Here is a 15,158-nt window from a genome sequence, read left to right as displayed (position 1 = left end):
AGTTGCACTCGTGTCACACAAGACGGTCTACAGGATCGAAGATCACCGCGAGCGGGAAGCCCGCAGATTGATCACGACCCGATACGCGCCCTAGGACCATGGATCTAGGAGATACCCCTTCGGGGGCGCAAGCGCCCACGCGCCCGACACCGTCTCGGCCAAGCAGCTCCTCGGCGAGTACATCGCGGCGTGCAAACACCGCCCGCCGGACGCCTTCCTGAACCATCTCGGCGGACAGGTGCGCAAGCTGCTCGACGAGGGCATCGCCCCCGCCCACCTCCGGGCCGCCCTCGAACGCCACCGGGCCAAGGGGCTGTCCCCGAGCGTCCTGCCCAGCCTCGTCCACGAGGTCATGAACGCCACCTCCCCCGCCACGCCCGCCGCCCACCGGGCTTGGACGAACCCCACCGACGTCGTCGCCGCCTACGGAGATGAACTCTGACCGCCACCCTCACCCGCGCTCCCCAGCGCGTCGGCCCGCTCGCCGACCGGCTCAACACGATCCTCGCCAACCGCGGCATCGACCCCGCCGCTGCCACCCAGGAGCCGGCGCCCGAGACCGTCACCGCCCTGGAACTCGCCGACGCCCGCATCCCCGCCCGCTACCGCCGCGCCCTGGCCGACCACCCCCAGATCACCACCTGGGCCGACCAGACCGCCCGCGCCGGACGACCCGGCCCGACCGGACCCGGCATCGCCGAGGGCCCCTCGCTGCTGATCGCCGGCCCAACCGGCACCGGCAAGACCTACCAGGCATACGGCGCCGTACGCGCCCTCCTCACCCGAGGCGTCCGCCTGCGCTGGGAGGCCGCCACGTCCGCCGACCTCCACGCGCGGCTCCGCCCCCGCGCCGGCCACGACGGCGAACGCGAGCTCCAGACGCTGTCCCGCAGCCCGCTGCTGCTCCTGGACGACCTCGGCGCGGCCAAGACCAGCGAGTGGACCGAGGAGCTGACCTACCGGCTGATCAACCACCGGTACGAGCACATGCTCCCCACCCTCATCACCACCAACCTCCCGACCGCCGAGCTGCGCATCGCGCTCGGCGACCGCGTCGCCTCCCGTCTCGCCGAGATGACCGAGCGGGTCGTCCTCACCGGGCCCGACCGACGCCGCACCGCACCCGCCGCCTGACGGGTACACGCTCCCTCCCCACCGCCTCGCCCGCCCTCGCTTCCGCCTGCCCTCTAACGCGCGGGCCCCATGGAGAGCCTCTGCATGACACCTGGCACCACCACGCTCATCAGCGCCGAAAGCATCGGCATGCCCGTCCTGCCACACTGGATCCCTGTGCCTGCGGCCATCGCGGTCCTGCTCATCACCCTCGCCTTGGTCACTCGATGGCTGTGGCAGCACGCCCGCAAGCGCGGCGACGGGGAGCGGCGTAGCAGCGCCGCCGTCCGGGTCGCCGCTGTCGCCGCGATCGGCTGCACCGCGTACAGCGCGGACACCAGCTGGCGCTTCGCCGCCGACTACCTCGGCATGGGCAGCACCGTCGAGCGCGCCTTCATGTTCGCCGTCGCCGAACTGGCCTCGTTCGCAATGGCTTTGATGGCACGCCAGAACCTGAAGGGCCCCAGGCAGGCGCCGGGACCGCCTGGCGTCCTGGTGTGGGTGATCACCGGAGGCCAGATCATCCCCGCCTACGCCGAGTCGGGTCCCGTCGGTGGCACGGTCCGCGCCCTGATCGGCCCGGTCATGGCCGCAGTCCTCTGGCACCTGGCCATGGGAATCGAGCTACGCCACCACACCCCCGAGGCCGCCTCACGCAGCCTGCTCGCAATCCTCGGCCGGCAGGCACGCGAGCGACTGCTGGCGCGTCTGGGCATCCACGACCAGGACGCCGATGCCGCACGGCTCATCCGCGAACGCGCCCTGAGCCGGGCCGTCACGTTGATCCTCCGCATCGAAGCGATGCCCGAAGCGAAGCGCAACAAGCGCCGTGGCCGGCGTGCGACTCGGCGCCTGCACGAAGCGCTGGAGAGGGCCGACGTCGACGGTGATCTTCGCCAGGACGAGCTGCTGCTGCGGAAGCTCGGGACCCGGCAGCAGGCCACACGGTTGGCCTCGCTCCCGCTGCCCGAACGGTGGGAGACGCCCGCAGACCGAGTCAGCCAGCCCCGCGCTGTCGCGGCGAAGCGGGCAAGGCCCGAGGGCCCGGAGGCCGTACCGAATCCGGGCGAGGAAGGCGTACACCGGTCGGACCGTCCGGAATCCATCGTCCGCCCTCAATCCACTGTTGATGCAGGCGCGGAGGTGAGTACGGGCAGAGACACGGGTGCCGAGCCCGGCGGGAAGCCGGAGCCGAAGCGCCCGGGTCGCAAGCCCGACCTGCCGCGGGGTGCCCTCATCGCGTACGCGGAGCGCACCTACCGCGAGACGGGTCGCCTCTCGCGTGACTCCCTCAAGGCAGCTGTCCGTGCCGACGGCCACCAGGTCGGCACCGACCTTGCCCAGAGCATCGTCAACGCGGTCAAGGCCGAGCACCAGGACTCCGCCCGTACCGGCCACCCCCACTGAACTCGCCCCCGCACCTCTAACCACACATCGCTGAAAGGCCCTTCCGCCATGCCCCGCTCGACCACGCCCGCCTGGGACTGCCACAACTGGTCCTGCCCCATCTGCACCGCACCTGGGCGCGACGAGATGACCCAGCTGCGCTGCGCCATCCTTACTCTGCTGGAACACGGACGATGGATGGTCCAGGACGAGATCTCCCTTCCCGACATCCTCGCTGGCGGCGGCCACTACCTGAGCCGACTCAGGATCGGCCCCTGGGCCAGATCGATTTCGACACCCCGGTGCCCACCATCGAGCAGTGGGCTTGGCTCGAGGCCGAGCTGCGCCTGGTTGTCGCCCGCGCCGCCGGACTGGATGCCGTCAGCACCCTCGACCCGCGCATCGATGGCGTCCTGGCCTCCGCGGCTCGCCTCCCGGAGCGGCGCCTGGTGGATCTGCTCGACCTCGCAGCCGAACAGTTCGCCGAGCTCAACACGCAACCGCGCGCCGCCTGAACCCACCACCCCCGCAACCCCGACACAAGGACATCGCGTCGTGCGCGACCACTACCCCGAACTCCCCATCTCCCAAGAGCAGATGGTCACCACTCCCGTCACACGCGCAGCAAGCAATGGCGATGGACCGTCCATAGGCCGGTCCATCGCGAACTCCTCCGCCCCGGGGGTGGCGGAGGAGCAGCTCCGGCACGAGGGCGTGCCGGAGCAGGAGGGAGTGGGCGCCGGCAGTCAGCCGACCGCTCTCGTCTTGGGGGCCAAGCCTCGTACGCCGTATCGCCGTGCGAACCTCGACGCGCAGCGTTCCGAGCACGTCACCGCCCGCTTCGCGCCGCATGAAAAGCACGACATCCAGTCGGCGGCGAAAGCCGAGCACGTGACCATGGCGCGATACATCGCCGACGCCACCATGGCCCGCGTCCGCGGTGAGATCACCGTCGCCGCCCTCCGCACGGTCTACGACGATGCGGTCGACGAGCTCGCCGCCCAGCGGGCGCAGATCGCCCGGATCGGTAACAACGTCAACCAGATCGCCCGCCGCCTCAACTCGGGCGGCGATCCACACCCTGTGGACGCGGCGATCCTTCAGCGGGCGGAGCGCCTGCTCGCCACCGCCCACGACGCGGTCCGGGCGATCGACGACGCGGCCTTCCGGGCAGCCAGGCAGAAGACGAGCGGCCTGAGTTGATCGCGAACATCGTCAAGCCGGGCAACCACACCCGTGGCGTTCTGGCGTACCTCTTCGACAAGGGCCACGCCAACGAACACACCGACCAGCACATCGTCGCGTCCTGGGATGACTTCATTGCCGACCCCGGCCCGTGCGACAACCCCGGGCACAAGCAGCGGCTCGCCCAGCTCACCAAGGCTCTGGATCTGCGGGTCGAGCAGGCCGGCGACAAGGCGCCCGAGGGGCATGTGTGGCACTGCTCGGTGCGCGCCGCGCCCGAGGACCGCATCCTGACCGATGACGAGTGGGCGACGATCGCCAAGCGCATGGTCCATGCGACCGGCATCGCACCGCAGGGTGATCCGGACGGCTGCCGGTGGGTGGCCGTGCGCCACGCGGACGACCACATCCACATCGTCGCCACCAAAGTCCGCGGCGATCTGCGCCCGGCAAGGAACTGGAACGACTATCGCCGCGCCATGGCCGAACTCGCCATGGTCGAGAAGGACTTCGGCCTGACCAGAGTTGCGCGTGGCCCCGAAGCTGCCGCCGGCACTGCGGCGGCGAAGCGCCCCACCCGCGCCGAGCAGGAGAAGGCCAAGCGGCTGGGTCACCCCACGACGGCGCGTGAGCAGCTGCGGCATACCGTGCGCACCGCGCTCTCCCACGCGAAGGACCTGGAGGAGTTCTTCAACCTGCTCGCCGACGCCGGCCTTCAGGTCGAAACCCGCACGCTGCCCTCCGGCGACCTCGGCGGCTACAAGGTCGCCCTGCCCGACCACGCCAACACCGCCGGCGAGCCAGTCTGGTACTCCGGCTCCAGCCTCGCCACCGACCTGTCCCTCCCGCAGATCCAGCAGCGCCTGGCCGCCACCGAAGCGCATACCGCCACCATAGCCTCACCAGCCGGCCACTACCGGCGCAGCCCGTGGCACCAGGCCACCGCCGCCGCGGAACACATCCCCCACCACCTCGATCACGCCGACGACGGCGCCGCCCAGGCCCACCTGACCGTCTTCAGCGAGGTCCTCTACGCCCTGCCCGCCCACGCCCCCGTCCACCTCAAGGCCGAACTCCAGCGCGCCGCCGTCGCCTTCGAGCACGCCGCCCACACCCGTGCCCGCGCCGACCACCAGCACGCCCGCGCCCTGCGCGGCGCCCTGAAAACCATGCGCTACCAGCCCGCAGACCACACCGGCCTGGCCATGCTCCTGGACGCCGCCATACTCGTCGTCCTCGCAGCCCAGCGCCGCAGCGCGCTGCGCCACCACAACCGGCAGGTGGCCGCCGCCCGGCAAACCCTCCTCCATCTCCAGGCCGCCTACGACCAGATCGCCCCCACCAGCCTCGCCGTCCTCGTCAGCCACCGCCCGTCCGACAACACCGTCCACCGGTATGCCCGCACCCTGCACGAGGTCCTGCCCTCCCACGCCGCACAGATCCTCACCGAGGACGCCTGGCCCGCGCTCACCGCCGCCCTCGCCGCCGCCGAAGCCGCCGGCCACAACCCCGCAACCGTCCTCCAACAGGCGGCCCGGCAACGCTCCTTGAACGACGCCAAATCGGCATCGGAAGTTCTCGTCTGGCGCATCCAACGCCTCGGCGACCGGCACGCACCCGGCCCAGGTGCACGAGCCGCGCAAGCCCGCAGCCCCCACGTCCTGTCCACAGCCCGGGCGATGGCCGCGACACCCCCCACCTCCACGCCGCCGCCGTCCCCCACTCACCGGACGCGGTGAGCACGAGCCCTCTCACACAGCGGCTGGGCACATCCCGCGTCCGCTGCCGAGAGCCACCAAAAGTCCCGATGACAACAACCGATCAACAACGGCAGCCCTGCAGCACGAAGCACAGCTCCGGCAGTCCGTGCAGCACACGGACGCTCTCCGCCTCTCCGACGGCAACCCCGCCCCGCCGCTGACCCAGCTCGTCGAACGGGGCGACATCACCTGGGAACAGGCCCACCAGCGCGCCGAACAGTTCCTCGTCCACCGGCGGAACGCCATCCGGCAAGCCCAGCAGTCTCTCCGCGTGGTCGCCGAGAACTGGGCCACGGTCCAAGAGCTCGCTGCCCGGCCCGACACCCCCTACACACGGGGCATCCTCAACGACCTCATACCTGAAGACCGCACCCTCGTCCAGGACCTGACCGCCCTGGCCTGATACGGCGACGCTCCTGGAGGCCGGCCTTGTCGGCTCCGGCCTCCAGGAGCGAGGACAGTGAAGCCCGCCCAAGTCACGGGGCTCACACCCGTGGGGACCGGCAGGCACGTCTGTGACCAGGGAACGAATCTGGCGCCATCGGAACCGGCCTTGGCGTTGGACTCTGTGGCGCCGTCCATGCCTGCCGATCCCGCCTCATCACCCCGTAAGCCTGACCGCCGTAGCCTTGGAGCACGCCTTGCGCATGTGGGCGTCGACCAGGCTGGGGCTACCGGAGACCACGACGACCACCGTCCCGGTGCGGACGGCCGTCTGCTTCATGACGCTGCCGCGCCCGCCAGTGGTGAAGGTGAGCAGCAGGCTCCACCGCTCGTCACCCAGCCGGGGCGCAGGCACCTTCCGAGTCGTGACCGCGACGAGGGTATTTGCCGACGAGCACCTGGTAGCTGGGGCAGGAGGTCATCGCCTCGAAGATTCTGCCCAAACCGCTTGAGAGCTCCGTCGCCGTGCCGCTGTACAAATCCTCGGACACCCCGGAGCCGGTGCTGCCCGCGTACGTGAAGGACGCCTTCGCCCTACGCGGGAAGTCGAGGCTGCCGCCGACCGCGGCCTCGCCGCCGAGCTTCTCCAGCGCGAGACAGCCGGTCACGGTGACGTCATCGTGCCAGCTGGGTTGCTCCGCCTTGCGGGCATAGCCCTCGCCCAGGTCGCTCTCGTCCAGAAGCCGCTTGCTCAACGTGGCTGAGGACAACGGCCTTGCAACCGGGGCATTCCTGCCCTCCTGGCGTCCGGATACGGAGGTGGAAGACGTCGGGTCCGTGGCGTGGGTGCCGCCGTGGGAGCAGGCCGCAAGGACCAATACGGACACAGTGCCCAGGCAGAGCGCGGTCGTGGTGGAAAAAGGCATGTGAAACCCCATGTCGGTGCGGAGTGAACGGTCTGACTAACCCGGCTCTCCGGGCCGGCGATGTGTAGGGGAAGGGGAAAGGGGGTTTCGTGGGAGTCAGTGGCCGAGATGGCGGAGCCCGTCCTCAAGGGTGGGGTGCCAGTGGTTGGCAGGACCGGAGTGGCGGTTGTACCAGGCCGCGTCCAGGCCCAGCTCTCTCTCCGTATGGGCGGCACGGCACCGCAGCCACACCGAGTCGTCGCGCAGGCAGAGGACAACCCAGTTCCGGTACGCACCGCATTTGGGGCACTCGCGTACCTCGCCGTCGATGACGAGCGGCTGGTCCCAGGGCATCATGAACCCGGCGACGTCCTGGCGGGACGGTGCCCTGAATTCCGACGGCAGGAAGTCGGGTTCCGCCGCAGCCTCCGTGGTGTCATGGGCGGTAGCGGCGACCGAGCCGGGCGCATCGGTCCAGGGCATTTCCTTGTGCATCTGCAGCGCTTGGCACGCACGCTGAGTCTCACGGAACTCACGGTCGGCGCGAGCACGCCGTCGGAAAATCCGGAACATGTGGGTCTCCTTCTCTGCAATCTGGCAAGTTCGGGGAACGGTCCGCTCAGGGAGAAGCCGCGATCGGCGAAGGGAGCAGCACAGCAGCCACTACCGGGGCGCGGGCCGTCAGCTGCGGCGCACGACCATGAGCCTGCCCTCGGCATCCTTGGGCAGGATCCGGCGGGACACCAAGGTTGGCGAGGCCAGCGAGGAAGCGAAGGCGGCGACCAGGTCATGGGGGACGCTGGCGCTGAAACTTGCGCACCACAGATACGGAACCCCGAGAACGGGTTCCGCCCACGCCTGCCACCCCATCAAATCCGGGCGCGGATCCGCGTCCTGGACAAGCGGCGGCTGCAGTCCCAGAGAGACGGTGGCGGAGAACCCGGGGTCCATGGCGGTGGTGTGGGGGCAGTCCGCGTCACGGACCCAGCCCTGGGCGCCGAGCGCGTTCAGGACCGTCTCGGGTCCCTCGTAGCCGAGGTCGGGTGCCTCGCGGGCGTCGATGGCCACGAGGAGGTCGACGAGTGCCTCATACGGGACACCGGCGGTGAAGTATGCGTTCCACTCCGCCATCGCGGAGTCGGCATGCGGGCGGGCACTCAGCTGCCAGGCCACGGGCAGCCCGCCCAGCTCGAACGGGTAGGCCGCGAGGACCCACTCGGCCCCGCGCAGCTCGTCCGGGCTGACGTACAACAAGGTGTTGTGGGTGGTGGGCCACATGCGCCAGCCGAGGCCAGCAAGGGCGTCGCCGATCTGCTCGGCGAGTACGCCGTCGTCACCAGCCAGGTGCCGCGGAGCGACCCAGTACGACGGCTCCTGCGAGTCGGATCTGAAGGGGTCGCTGGGATGGTGCGGATACAGAGGCGCCTCCATGGGATCGGGGGTAGGTGTTCTGGCGGAGCGTTGTACGTTGGCATGGCTTGCCGCCAACGCACCAGTCCTTCAAGGGGTCTTTCCTGTCTGCCCCCGGCGAACTGCTGTGTTGGCGCCCTCGCTCGCTTCCCTCTACGCCACGTACTGATCCCTCGATCGCCCGAGACGGCAAACAGAACGGCGCCGACTCACACAGGTGAGTCGGCGCCGCGCGTGACCTCAAACGTCGATGCGGGCGACCTTACGGCCCACCTTGAGGTACAGCTCGGCGCCTTCAAGGGCACCTGCCTCGCTCACGACCTCGCCGAGCGTCTGCTGGACGGAAGCCTCCGTGAGCGGAGTGGCCTGCTGGTCTCCGTCTGTCTCCCTGATCAGGCGGAGGCCCTTCTGCTGGGCCACGCGGCGCACGGCGGAGATGCTGGGCGCGAAGTCCAGCGTGCGGCTGACCAGGGCTCCGATCGTGTCGTCGGCGTGGTCCTTCAGGGTGACGACGGGGAGGTTCTGGGTGTCGCCGAAGGACCGCTTGGAGAAGCGAGCCGTGAACTCCGCGCGGGCGGCGGCAGCCGCGTCCAGGCCGTGAAGGGCGGCCACCACCTCGCCGGCGAGGATGCGCTTGATCGCCATCGGGTGGGCAGTTCCCTCCTCCAGGCGCTTGGTGATCACGCGGATCTCGTCGTCGGTCCATTCGGTGAGCAGCTGGAGGTACGGCTCGGTGAGGTGGTCGGGGATGGACATCAGCCGGCCGTAGACGTCATCGGCCGACGCCGTCAGGCCCACGTAGTTGCCCTTGCTCTTGCTCATCTTGGTGCCCGTGCCGTCGGTGCCCTCGATGAGCGGGGTGGTGATGACGACCTCGGGGTCCTGCTCCGAGATCTCCATGACCTTGCGGCACATCTGGAGGTTCAGCAGCTGGTCCACACCGCCGAGTTCGACGTCGGCGTCGATGGCCACGGAGTCCCATGCCATGACGACGGAGTAGACGAACTCGGCGACAGACAATCCATGGCCATCGGCTAGCCGGGTGCGGAAGTCCTCGCGCTGAAGCGACATGGAGACCGGCACCCGGGCGAGGACCCCGACGAGCTCCGGCAGGGTGACCTTGTTCAGCCACTCGCCGTTGAAGCGCAGATCGGCACGCTCGAAGCCGATGTCGATCATGACGTCGCGGCCGAGTTCTTTGGCCCGGGCAGCGGTGTAGGGGTAGACGTCGGGCTGCCAGGTAACAGTGTCGTCCGTCTCGTCGAGAAAATACTCCACCCAGTCCCGGCTGCTGTAGCCGCTCCTGATGAAGTAGGTCTCGCTGCCGCCGAGAGGCTGGCGGGAGGTCGCGGTGTTCGTGTGCACGAGAGACTCCTTGCTTACTTCGGCCAGTGGGAGAACAGCGAGAGCATCCGCTCGACCAGCTGCTCGCGTACGGTGCGCCACTCGGGCCCTCCGGCACGGCGCGCGGCCGAGACCCGGTCGTACTCCCGGCCGTCGACCTCGGGCAGGCACGCGTACATCTGGAGCAGCGCCGAGCCGTCGTCGGTGGGCGCGGTGTCGGTGTCCGCCGTGAGCAGGGCTCGGATGTCCTCGGCGCACATGGAGGCGTCGATCCCGGAGCCGGGGATGCTCTTGCTCATCTTGGGGAGGCCGCCGAGGCCGGGGATCATCTTGGTGTAGATGCCGGCCAGCTGTTCCGCGGGCAGGCCCCAGCGTTCGGCTCCGCGCCGGGCGAGGGCGACGTACTTGTGCTCGTCGACCCCGAGAGAGACCAGGACGTGACGCCCCTCGCGAAGGAGGTGGACGAAGTCCGCGGCCATGAGCAGGGTGGCCTGCTTCATGCCGTAGTTGAGGTGGTCGAAGACCCCGTGGTTGCGGTAGAGGCCGGCGAGGTCCTCCTCCGCCCAGTGGAAGTCGTCGTCGTCCAGGTGGCGCGACAGCAGGAACGCGGTGGCCATGACGTCGGTCTCGCCCTCCTGCCTACGCAGCACGCCTCGCTTGGCGTCGAACCCGAGGCCCAAGACGAACTCCTCGTACTGGTCGGCGAGCTTCCGGACCGAGTCCAGTGGCGTACGGCGGGCGTTGTAGGAGTCGAGGTCGCCCAGCACGATCTGGACGTCGAGGCCGCACTGCTGCAGCTTGATCGCCCTTAGCAGCTGGAAGAGGGTGCCGGCGTGAGGCGGCCCGCCGAGCCCGACCCCGGTGGTGACGATCGCGGGCTGCCCGTCCGCGACGGCCTCCGCGAACCCGCGCGCGGCCGTGTGGCACACCCACTTCGTCCGCAGGTCGTCGGGGCTCATCCCGGAGAGAGCGAAGTCGATGGCGCCGAGCCCCAGGCGCTCGTAGCGGTGCTGGTCGATGACGTTCTCGTAGTACGCGGTGTCGAACTTCATGCGATTCCTTCCAGATGTGTCTGCTCACGGAGGGCGAAGGCCCGACGGACCAGCGGTTCGAAGCCGTCGACCAGGAGGTCTCCGAGCACCTCGTTGCGGGGCGCCGCGACGCTACCGAGATCTGCGGTGACCGTTCCGTCGGCGAGGACCCAGACCCGGAACGGGTACTGGTCCTGCGGGGCACGCGTGGGCTGGGCGAAGATCTCCACCCCGTCGACCATGTGGCGCACCTCGTCCACGGCCCGTACGAAGTCGTCCCGCTCGAAGGCGTAGATCTCCGCCTTGCGGGTGTTCGCACGGCCGATGGGTCGGTACTGGGAGATCAGCCAGTATTCGACGTCGGTCTGCTGGGTCACGCCGGCGATGAGCTTGGCGAGGCGAGGCAGTTCCCTCACGGAGCTGGCTGTGGTGAACGTGTTGAACGCGAGCCGTCGCTGGTCGGCGGTGAGGAGCTCGACGTTGGAGAGGAACCGTTCGAAGTACCCGTGCCCGCGGAACCAGTTGGCCGTCTCGGCGCTCGGGCCGTCGACGGCCAGGGAGTAGATGGTCACGTGGTCGCGGAGGCCGGTGTAACGATCACCCAGGAGCAGGCCGTTGGTGTGAAGGTTCGTCTCGAAGCCGACTTCGGTGGCGTGCCGGAGGGCGATCTCCAGGTGGTTGTCATACGGCATGACCGGATCACCGCCGGTGAAGACGCACCGGTGGGCCTCGGACTCCGACCGGACCCGGTCGATGACCCGGCGGACGGTGTCGGCGTCGGTGTTGACCCGATTGCGTTCGCGGTAGCAGAAGCGGCACACGCCCGGTGAGGTGCTGGTGGGCTTCAGGTCCCAGGCGTTGCAGTCGGTGTTGAGGACCAGGTGGACGATCGCGAGTTCGTCATGCGTCAGCACGCTGCTGTCTCCTTGATGCCGGGACTGACCAGTGGGGCTGACGCGGAAACGGGCCGCAGGAGCGAGTTGAGCTGGTGCGGGGCGCCACCCGTGAGCCGTACGAACTGCTGGAGGGTGTCCAGGCCCGCGCCCGCGTCGATGATGGTGAGGGCCTTGTCGATGCCGGACTGGATGGTGGGGGTGGCCTCGGACATCAGCATGAGGAGGGCTGCGTTGAGGGCGACCGCGTTCCGCGCCTGACTGGTGTCGCGGCCGGCCAGTACGCGGATCGCCGCGGCGACGTTCTCCTGCGGGTCCTCGTGCTGGGTGACGGACTTCAGGTCCTGCGGCATCGAGGCTGTGCCCTTACGCACCGCGTCATTGAACGCCAGGTCCTCGTCGCCGGCGTTGATGCGACAGGCGCGCACGGTGCTTCCGGGGAGCAGCTCGTCGACCTGGACGGTCTGGCCGACGCTGGAGTTGATCACCGCCACGTCCAGCAGACCGAGCCGGGACAGTAGCCGGGCGGAAGCGCTGACGGCGGGGTGTGAGAGGCCGTACACGTAGGCAGAGCAGGTGACGGGGCTGAGGAGGGCAGGGAACGCCAGGCTGAGGGCATGGACGGCCTGGAACCTGCCTCCGTAGCGGCGGTCGAACTCGGGCACGCGGTTTTCGATGGAGAAGAACCCGAAGCCGACCTCCGCCGTGATGTCCACCATCGCCTGGTGCGGCACGGTGTCGCTCGTCGCACCCACGAGATCGATGAAGTCGCGGGACCCGGTCTTCGACGAGGCACTACGCGATCCGAGCTTCGCGACGTGCGCTCCCCGGTCGCCGCCACCAGCGCGGCGGCAGTACTGAGGTTGATCGTCTTGAAGGTCTTCTTCCCGCTGCCCGTGTAGCCGACGAACCGCATGCCATCCGGCGGCTGGTGGAAGTCCCAGCTGTCGCGGTCCAGGGACGTCGCGGCTCGGACCGCGGCCTCGACCTCCTCCAGTCTCGGTCCCCGTAGGAGCAGTCCCGTCAGGACGCTCCCCAGCATCACGTCGCGAGTGCCGCTTTCCGGTAAGGCGAGGATGCGCGCGATTCCTTCCTGCACGTCCAGGGGTGAGATGTCGGCCGGCGAGTTGATCTTTTGGGCCAGCAATGGCGTTGTGATCACCACGGCTTGGGCTCCTTCCGTCACGTTTCGGATATGAGCAGGACCTTGAAGGGACGGTGGCGTGCTTCGTTGTTCAGGGCCGCTAGTCCCTGTGGCAGTTCGCTGAGGGGGAAGCGATCTCGGGTCATCAGAGCGGCCCAGTCGCCGCCCTTGGCGATGACGTCGATGGCGTCCCTGAAGTCGTCGTGGCCGTCCGCGCGGCAATAGGAGAAGGAGCCGCGCAGGGTGATCGAGCGACGGAAGACGTCCCGCAGGGGGACCGAAAGAACGACGCGGGGCGCGTACGCGTTCTGGACGAGAACCGTGCCTCCGTCACGAACAGCCTTCAGCGCCTGGCGTATGGGGGCGTCGCTGTGACCAGACGCGGCGTCCACGACGGCATCGCACTCCGGCAGCTCGACAGAGTGGAGAGTGATGTGCCGGTCGAGGACGTAGCGCAGCTGATGCGACCGCGAGGGCTCCCTGACCAGCATGTGCACGTCCCACCCCGCCTCTGCCGCGCAGATGGCCGTGCACACCGCAAGAACGCCACCCCCGATGATGCCGAGCCGGCCCATAGGCAGCCGAAGCCCGCAGCGGACTCCGTGCAGGGCCACCGCCATCGGATCGGCGAGGACTCCGTGCGCGGGATCGTGCAGCTGGAGAAGCGGGATGACGCTCTCGCGGGGCACTCTCACGCAGTCGGCGAGACCTCCGGGGAAATCCCAGCCGATGCGCCGGAGTCGTGGGCAGAGGTGGACATGGCCGCGGTCGCAGTAGTGGCACGAGCGGCAGGAGACCAGCGGGTCGATCGCGACCCAGCCATCCGTCTCCGTGTCGACGCCGACGATCTCGTGCCCCGGATACCACGGTGCGGGCAAACGCTCCTGCCATGGGTGACTGAGCTTCGCGACATCGCTTCCGCATAATCCCGTGTAGCGCGTCTTGATGATCGTCGTGTCGCGTGCGGGGGACACGTCCGCAGGCGTGCCGACTGGAGCGGGGAGCTGGCAGAGCACGCCGTTCTCGACTGCCCATGCGCGCGGGCTGTTCATCGCATTCCCCAGCTGTCCAACAGGGAGGGCAGGGCTTCGACACTGGGTATCGATCTGCCGGACCAGGCGGTCTCGCCGAACACGAGGCTGTTCGGCCCGCCGCGACGCTCCACGCGCACCGCGTGCATCCCGGCCCGCTCCGCGCCGGCCAGCTCGTCACCGCCGCCGTCGCCGCAGTAGAGGGCCTGATGCGAGGCAACACCGAGTTCTCGGAGAACGGCACGGAAGAGCAGACGGTCGGGCTTCACCGCACCCGCTCGGCAGCTGAACAGGGCGGCGTCGCAGTACGACGCGAGATCGCTGCGGTTCCATGACTCAGCGATGTCCGGGGAGGCATCGCTGAGGACAGCCAGCCTTGCGCCACCATGCTGAAGCTGCTCCAGGGCCTGCAGGAGAGTTGCATCGGCCTGGAGCCGGACGTGGGCGAGCCGGACCAGGAGCATCTCCACCTCACCCACGCGGGCCGCAGTGGCGTTGCAGCGGGTGGCGAGGTGAGCAGCGACCTCGGTAGTGGACGTCAGCTGCCCGTCGTGCCTCGCCCGCCAGGTGTCGGACAGCACCGACTCTGCGGCCGACGGAGATACGCCCAGGATCTCGGCGAACTGGGCAGCGGCGGCCTTCCGTTCTCCCGTGCTCGGGGCTGCGACGAGCGTGCCGAAGAGATCGAGTATCACCGCGATCGGGCGCGGAGTCGAACCAGCGGAATTCCGCTGGAGTGAAGTGCCCAGCAGCACGTCGCCCACTGGGTGAGTGGGGGCCGCAGGCAGCGTCGTCGACAACGGGGTGGACGTCGGCGGATAGCGCATGGTGGGGCTCCATCAGTAGATCGGTGATCTCGTGCAGAACCGGACTCTCAGGTCGGCTGGATTACGACCCGAGGACGCCTTCTTGGGCGACCCGCAGAAGGCGAAGAAGCGCTAGACGGCCACCAGGTCCAGGAGGCCGTGCTAGGCCGCCAAGTCCCTGCGACGCCGCCGGCGCGCTCAAAACCTCAGCCCCGACAGCAGGCCGGAGACCGATGCCGTTACGTCCTTCACGAACGGGCCGACGTTGTGGGTCCCGGCGAGGTACAGACCGAAAACCACGCACACCACGGCGTGACCCGCTTTGAGCCCACCTCCGCGGCATAAGAAGGCGATCACGATGCCGAGGATCAGCAGGACAGCAACGTCGACGGCCACCGCAGAACCCCCTCCGATCTCGGACGATTACTGGAGACCGAGGCGGGTACTGGGACGACCGCTTCGGTGTGACCATGACAGCGGTCTGGAGGCGCCCGGAGTATCACGAGCTGTTGCCGGAACTGCTCATCAGCGGTTCATGGCGGGTAGGTCTGACTTTTCAACATCCGCTTACACACGCCCTCATGAGAGGCTGACCTAGGCTCCGGATCATGACCAGGAATGGGCAGGCGGTAGGCGCAGTGGGGAAGAGTCGCCCGGGCTGGCGCCCGGACGAGCAATCGTCAATACCTGTGGATCGATGGATTCTCAGCTTCGGGATGACCGGAGTCGGGTGAGTCCGTCGACGGCTGCAAGCTCCTTGTCCAGG

18 protein-coding genes are annotated in these 15,158 nt (G+C 68.9%); 7 read left to right on the top strand and 11 right to left on the bottom strand.

Annotated elements, in window-relative coordinates; translation table 11 throughout:
- Positions 1-238 precede the first annotated feature (238 nt).
- The 7 genes from ACGFYV_RS37175 (at position 239) to ACGFYV_RS37145 (ending at position 5,847) form a co-directional block, all read left to right on the top strand.
- On the top strand, positions 239-442 hold the full coding sequence (locus ACGFYV_RS37175) for a hypothetical protein (protein ID WP_393882974.1): 204 nt from the start codon (positions 239-241) through the stop codon (positions 440-442).
- Positions 439-1,134, top strand: a complete 696-nt coding sequence (locus tag ACGFYV_RS37170) for an ATP-binding protein (protein ID WP_393882976.1) — start codon at positions 439-441, stop codon at positions 1,132-1,134. The genes ACGFYV_RS37175 and ACGFYV_RS37170 overlap by 4 nt, the downstream gene beginning before the upstream one ends.
- A gap of 84 nt (positions 1,135-1,218) precedes the next feature.
- Positions 1,219-2,520: a hypothetical protein gene (locus ACGFYV_RS37165; protein WP_393882973.1), complete on the top strand. Its 1,302-nt coding sequence runs from the start codon at positions 1,219-1,221 to the stop codon at positions 2,518-2,520.
- Positions 2,521-2,801: 281 nt separating this feature from the next.
- Entirely contained in the window at positions 2,802-3,014 is a 213-nt protein-coding gene (locus tag ACGFYV_RS37160; protein ID WP_393882972.1) for a hypothetical protein, read from the top strand.
- Positions 3,015-3,054: 40 nt separating this feature from the next.
- Positions 3,055-3,702 carry a MobC family plasmid mobilization relaxosome protein gene (locus ACGFYV_RS37155; RefSeq protein ID WP_393882971.1) on the top strand — a complete coding sequence of 216 codons (648 nt, stop codon included), beginning with the start codon at positions 3,055-3,057 and terminating at the stop codon, positions 3,700-3,702.
- Positions 3,699-5,423 (top strand): relaxase/mobilization nuclease domain-containing protein, encoded by a 1,725-nt coding sequence (locus tag ACGFYV_RS37150; RefSeq protein WP_393882970.1) that lies wholly within the window; start codon positions 3,699-3,701, stop codon positions 5,421-5,423. Before ACGFYV_RS37155 ends, ACGFYV_RS37150 begins: the two co-directional genes overlap by 4 nt.
- Before the next feature lie 127 nt (positions 5,424-5,550).
- Positions 5,551-5,847: a hypothetical protein gene (locus ACGFYV_RS37145; RefSeq protein ID WP_393882969.1), complete on the top strand. Its 297-nt coding sequence runs from the start codon at positions 5,551-5,553 to the stop codon at positions 5,845-5,847.
- Positions 5,848-6,045: 198 nt separating this feature from the next.
- Here the strand turns inward: ACGFYV_RS37145 and ACGFYV_RS37140 are convergent, their stop codons facing one another.
- The 11 genes from ACGFYV_RS37140 to ACGFYV_RS37090 all read right to left on the bottom strand — a co-directional run bounded on the left by ACGFYV_RS37140 (position 6,046) and on the right by ACGFYV_RS37090 (position 14,788).
- Positions 6,046-6,243, bottom strand: a complete 198-nt coding sequence (locus ACGFYV_RS37140) for a hypothetical protein (protein ID WP_393882968.1) — start codon at positions 6,241-6,243, stop codon at positions 6,046-6,048.
- Complete coding sequence (locus tag ACGFYV_RS37135) at positions 6,221-6,583, bottom strand: hypothetical protein (protein ID WP_393882967.1); 363 nt, start codon at positions 6,581-6,583, stop codon at positions 6,221-6,223. Before ACGFYV_RS37135 ends, ACGFYV_RS37140 begins: the two co-directional genes overlap by 23 nt.
- 267 nt (positions 6,584-6,850) lie before the next feature.
- Complete coding sequence (locus ACGFYV_RS37130; RefSeq protein WP_393882966.1) at positions 6,851-7,216, bottom strand: hypothetical protein; 366 nt, start codon at positions 7,214-7,216, stop codon at positions 6,851-6,853.
- 198 nt (positions 7,217-7,414) lie between these two features.
- Positions 7,415-8,164: a DUF317 domain-containing protein gene (locus ACGFYV_RS37125; protein WP_393882965.1), complete on the bottom strand. Its 750-nt coding sequence runs from the start codon at positions 8,162-8,164 to the stop codon at positions 7,415-7,417.
- A 219-nt stretch (positions 8,165-8,383) separates the two neighbouring features.
- Positions 8,384-9,508, bottom strand: a complete 1,125-nt coding sequence (gene tyrS / locus ACGFYV_RS37120; RefSeq protein ID WP_393882964.1) for a tyrosine--tRNA ligase — start codon at positions 9,506-9,508, stop codon at positions 8,384-8,386.
- 14 nt (positions 9,509-9,522) lie between these two features.
- Positions 9,523-10,539 (bottom strand): hypothetical protein, encoded by a 1,017-nt coding sequence (locus ACGFYV_RS37115; protein WP_393882963.1) that lies wholly within the window; start codon positions 10,537-10,539, stop codon positions 9,523-9,525.
- Positions 10,536-11,432: a radical SAM protein gene (locus ACGFYV_RS37110; protein WP_393882962.1), complete on the bottom strand. Its 897-nt coding sequence runs from the start codon at positions 11,430-11,432 to the stop codon at positions 10,536-10,538. The genes ACGFYV_RS37115 and ACGFYV_RS37110 overlap by 4 nt, the downstream gene beginning before the upstream one ends.
- Positions 11,426-12,355 carry a hypothetical protein gene (locus ACGFYV_RS37105; RefSeq protein ID WP_393882975.1) on the bottom strand — a complete coding sequence of 310 codons (930 nt, stop codon included), beginning with the start codon at positions 12,353-12,355 and terminating at the stop codon, positions 11,426-11,428. The genes ACGFYV_RS37110 and ACGFYV_RS37105 overlap by 7 nt, the downstream gene beginning before the upstream one ends.
- 238 nt (positions 12,356-12,593) lie before the next feature.
- Positions 12,594-13,607 carry a zinc-binding dehydrogenase gene (locus tag ACGFYV_RS37100; RefSeq protein ID WP_393882961.1) on the bottom strand — a complete coding sequence of 338 codons (1,014 nt, stop codon included), beginning with the start codon at positions 13,605-13,607 and terminating at the stop codon, positions 12,594-12,596.
- Entirely contained in the window at positions 13,604-14,413 is an 810-nt protein-coding gene (locus ACGFYV_RS37095; RefSeq protein ID WP_393882960.1) for an HAD family hydrolase, read from the bottom strand. The genes ACGFYV_RS37100 and ACGFYV_RS37095 overlap by 4 nt, the downstream gene beginning before the upstream one ends.
- Before the next feature lie 177 nt (positions 14,414-14,590).
- On the bottom strand, positions 14,591-14,788 hold the full coding sequence (locus ACGFYV_RS37090; protein ID WP_393882959.1) for a hypothetical protein: 198 nt from the start codon (positions 14,786-14,788) through the stop codon (positions 14,591-14,593).
- Positions 14,789-15,158 lie beyond the last annotated feature (370 nt).

The sequence above is a fragment of the Streptomyces sp. NPDC048297 genome, from assembly GCF_043201585.1.
GTDB lineage: Bacteria > Actinomycetota > Actinomycetes > Streptomycetales > Streptomycetaceae > Streptomyces.
Note: the sequence above shows the minus strand (reverse complement) of the source record. Positions and strands in the feature narration are given on the sequence as shown.

What these genes read in the sequence shown, in the direction of transcription:
- ACGFYV_RS37165 (WP_393882973.1), top strand. Translation starts at nt 1,219, where the DNA reads ATGACACCTGGCACCACCACGCTCATCAGCGCCGAAAGCATCGGCATG.
- ACGFYV_RS37130 (WP_393882966.1), bottom strand. Translation starts at nt 7,216, where the DNA reads ATGCCCTGGACCGATGCGCCCGGCTCGGTCGCCGCTACCGCCCATGAC.
- ACGFYV_RS37125 (WP_393882965.1), bottom strand. Translation starts at nt 8,164, where the DNA reads ATGGAGGCGCCTCTGTATCCGCACCATCCCAGCGACCCCTTCAGATCC.
- ACGFYV_RS37115 (WP_393882963.1), bottom strand. Translation starts at nt 10,539, where the DNA reads ATGAAGTTCGACACCGCGTACTACGAGAACGTCATCGACCAGCACCGC.
- ACGFYV_RS37100 (WP_393882961.1), bottom strand. Translation starts at nt 13,607, where the DNA reads ATGAACAGCCCGCGCGCATGGGCAGTCGAGAACGGCGTGCTCTGCCAG.
- ACGFYV_RS37095 (WP_393882960.1), bottom strand. Translation starts at nt 14,413, where the DNA reads ATGCGCTATCCGCCGACGTCCACCCCGTTGTCGACGACGCTGCCTGCG.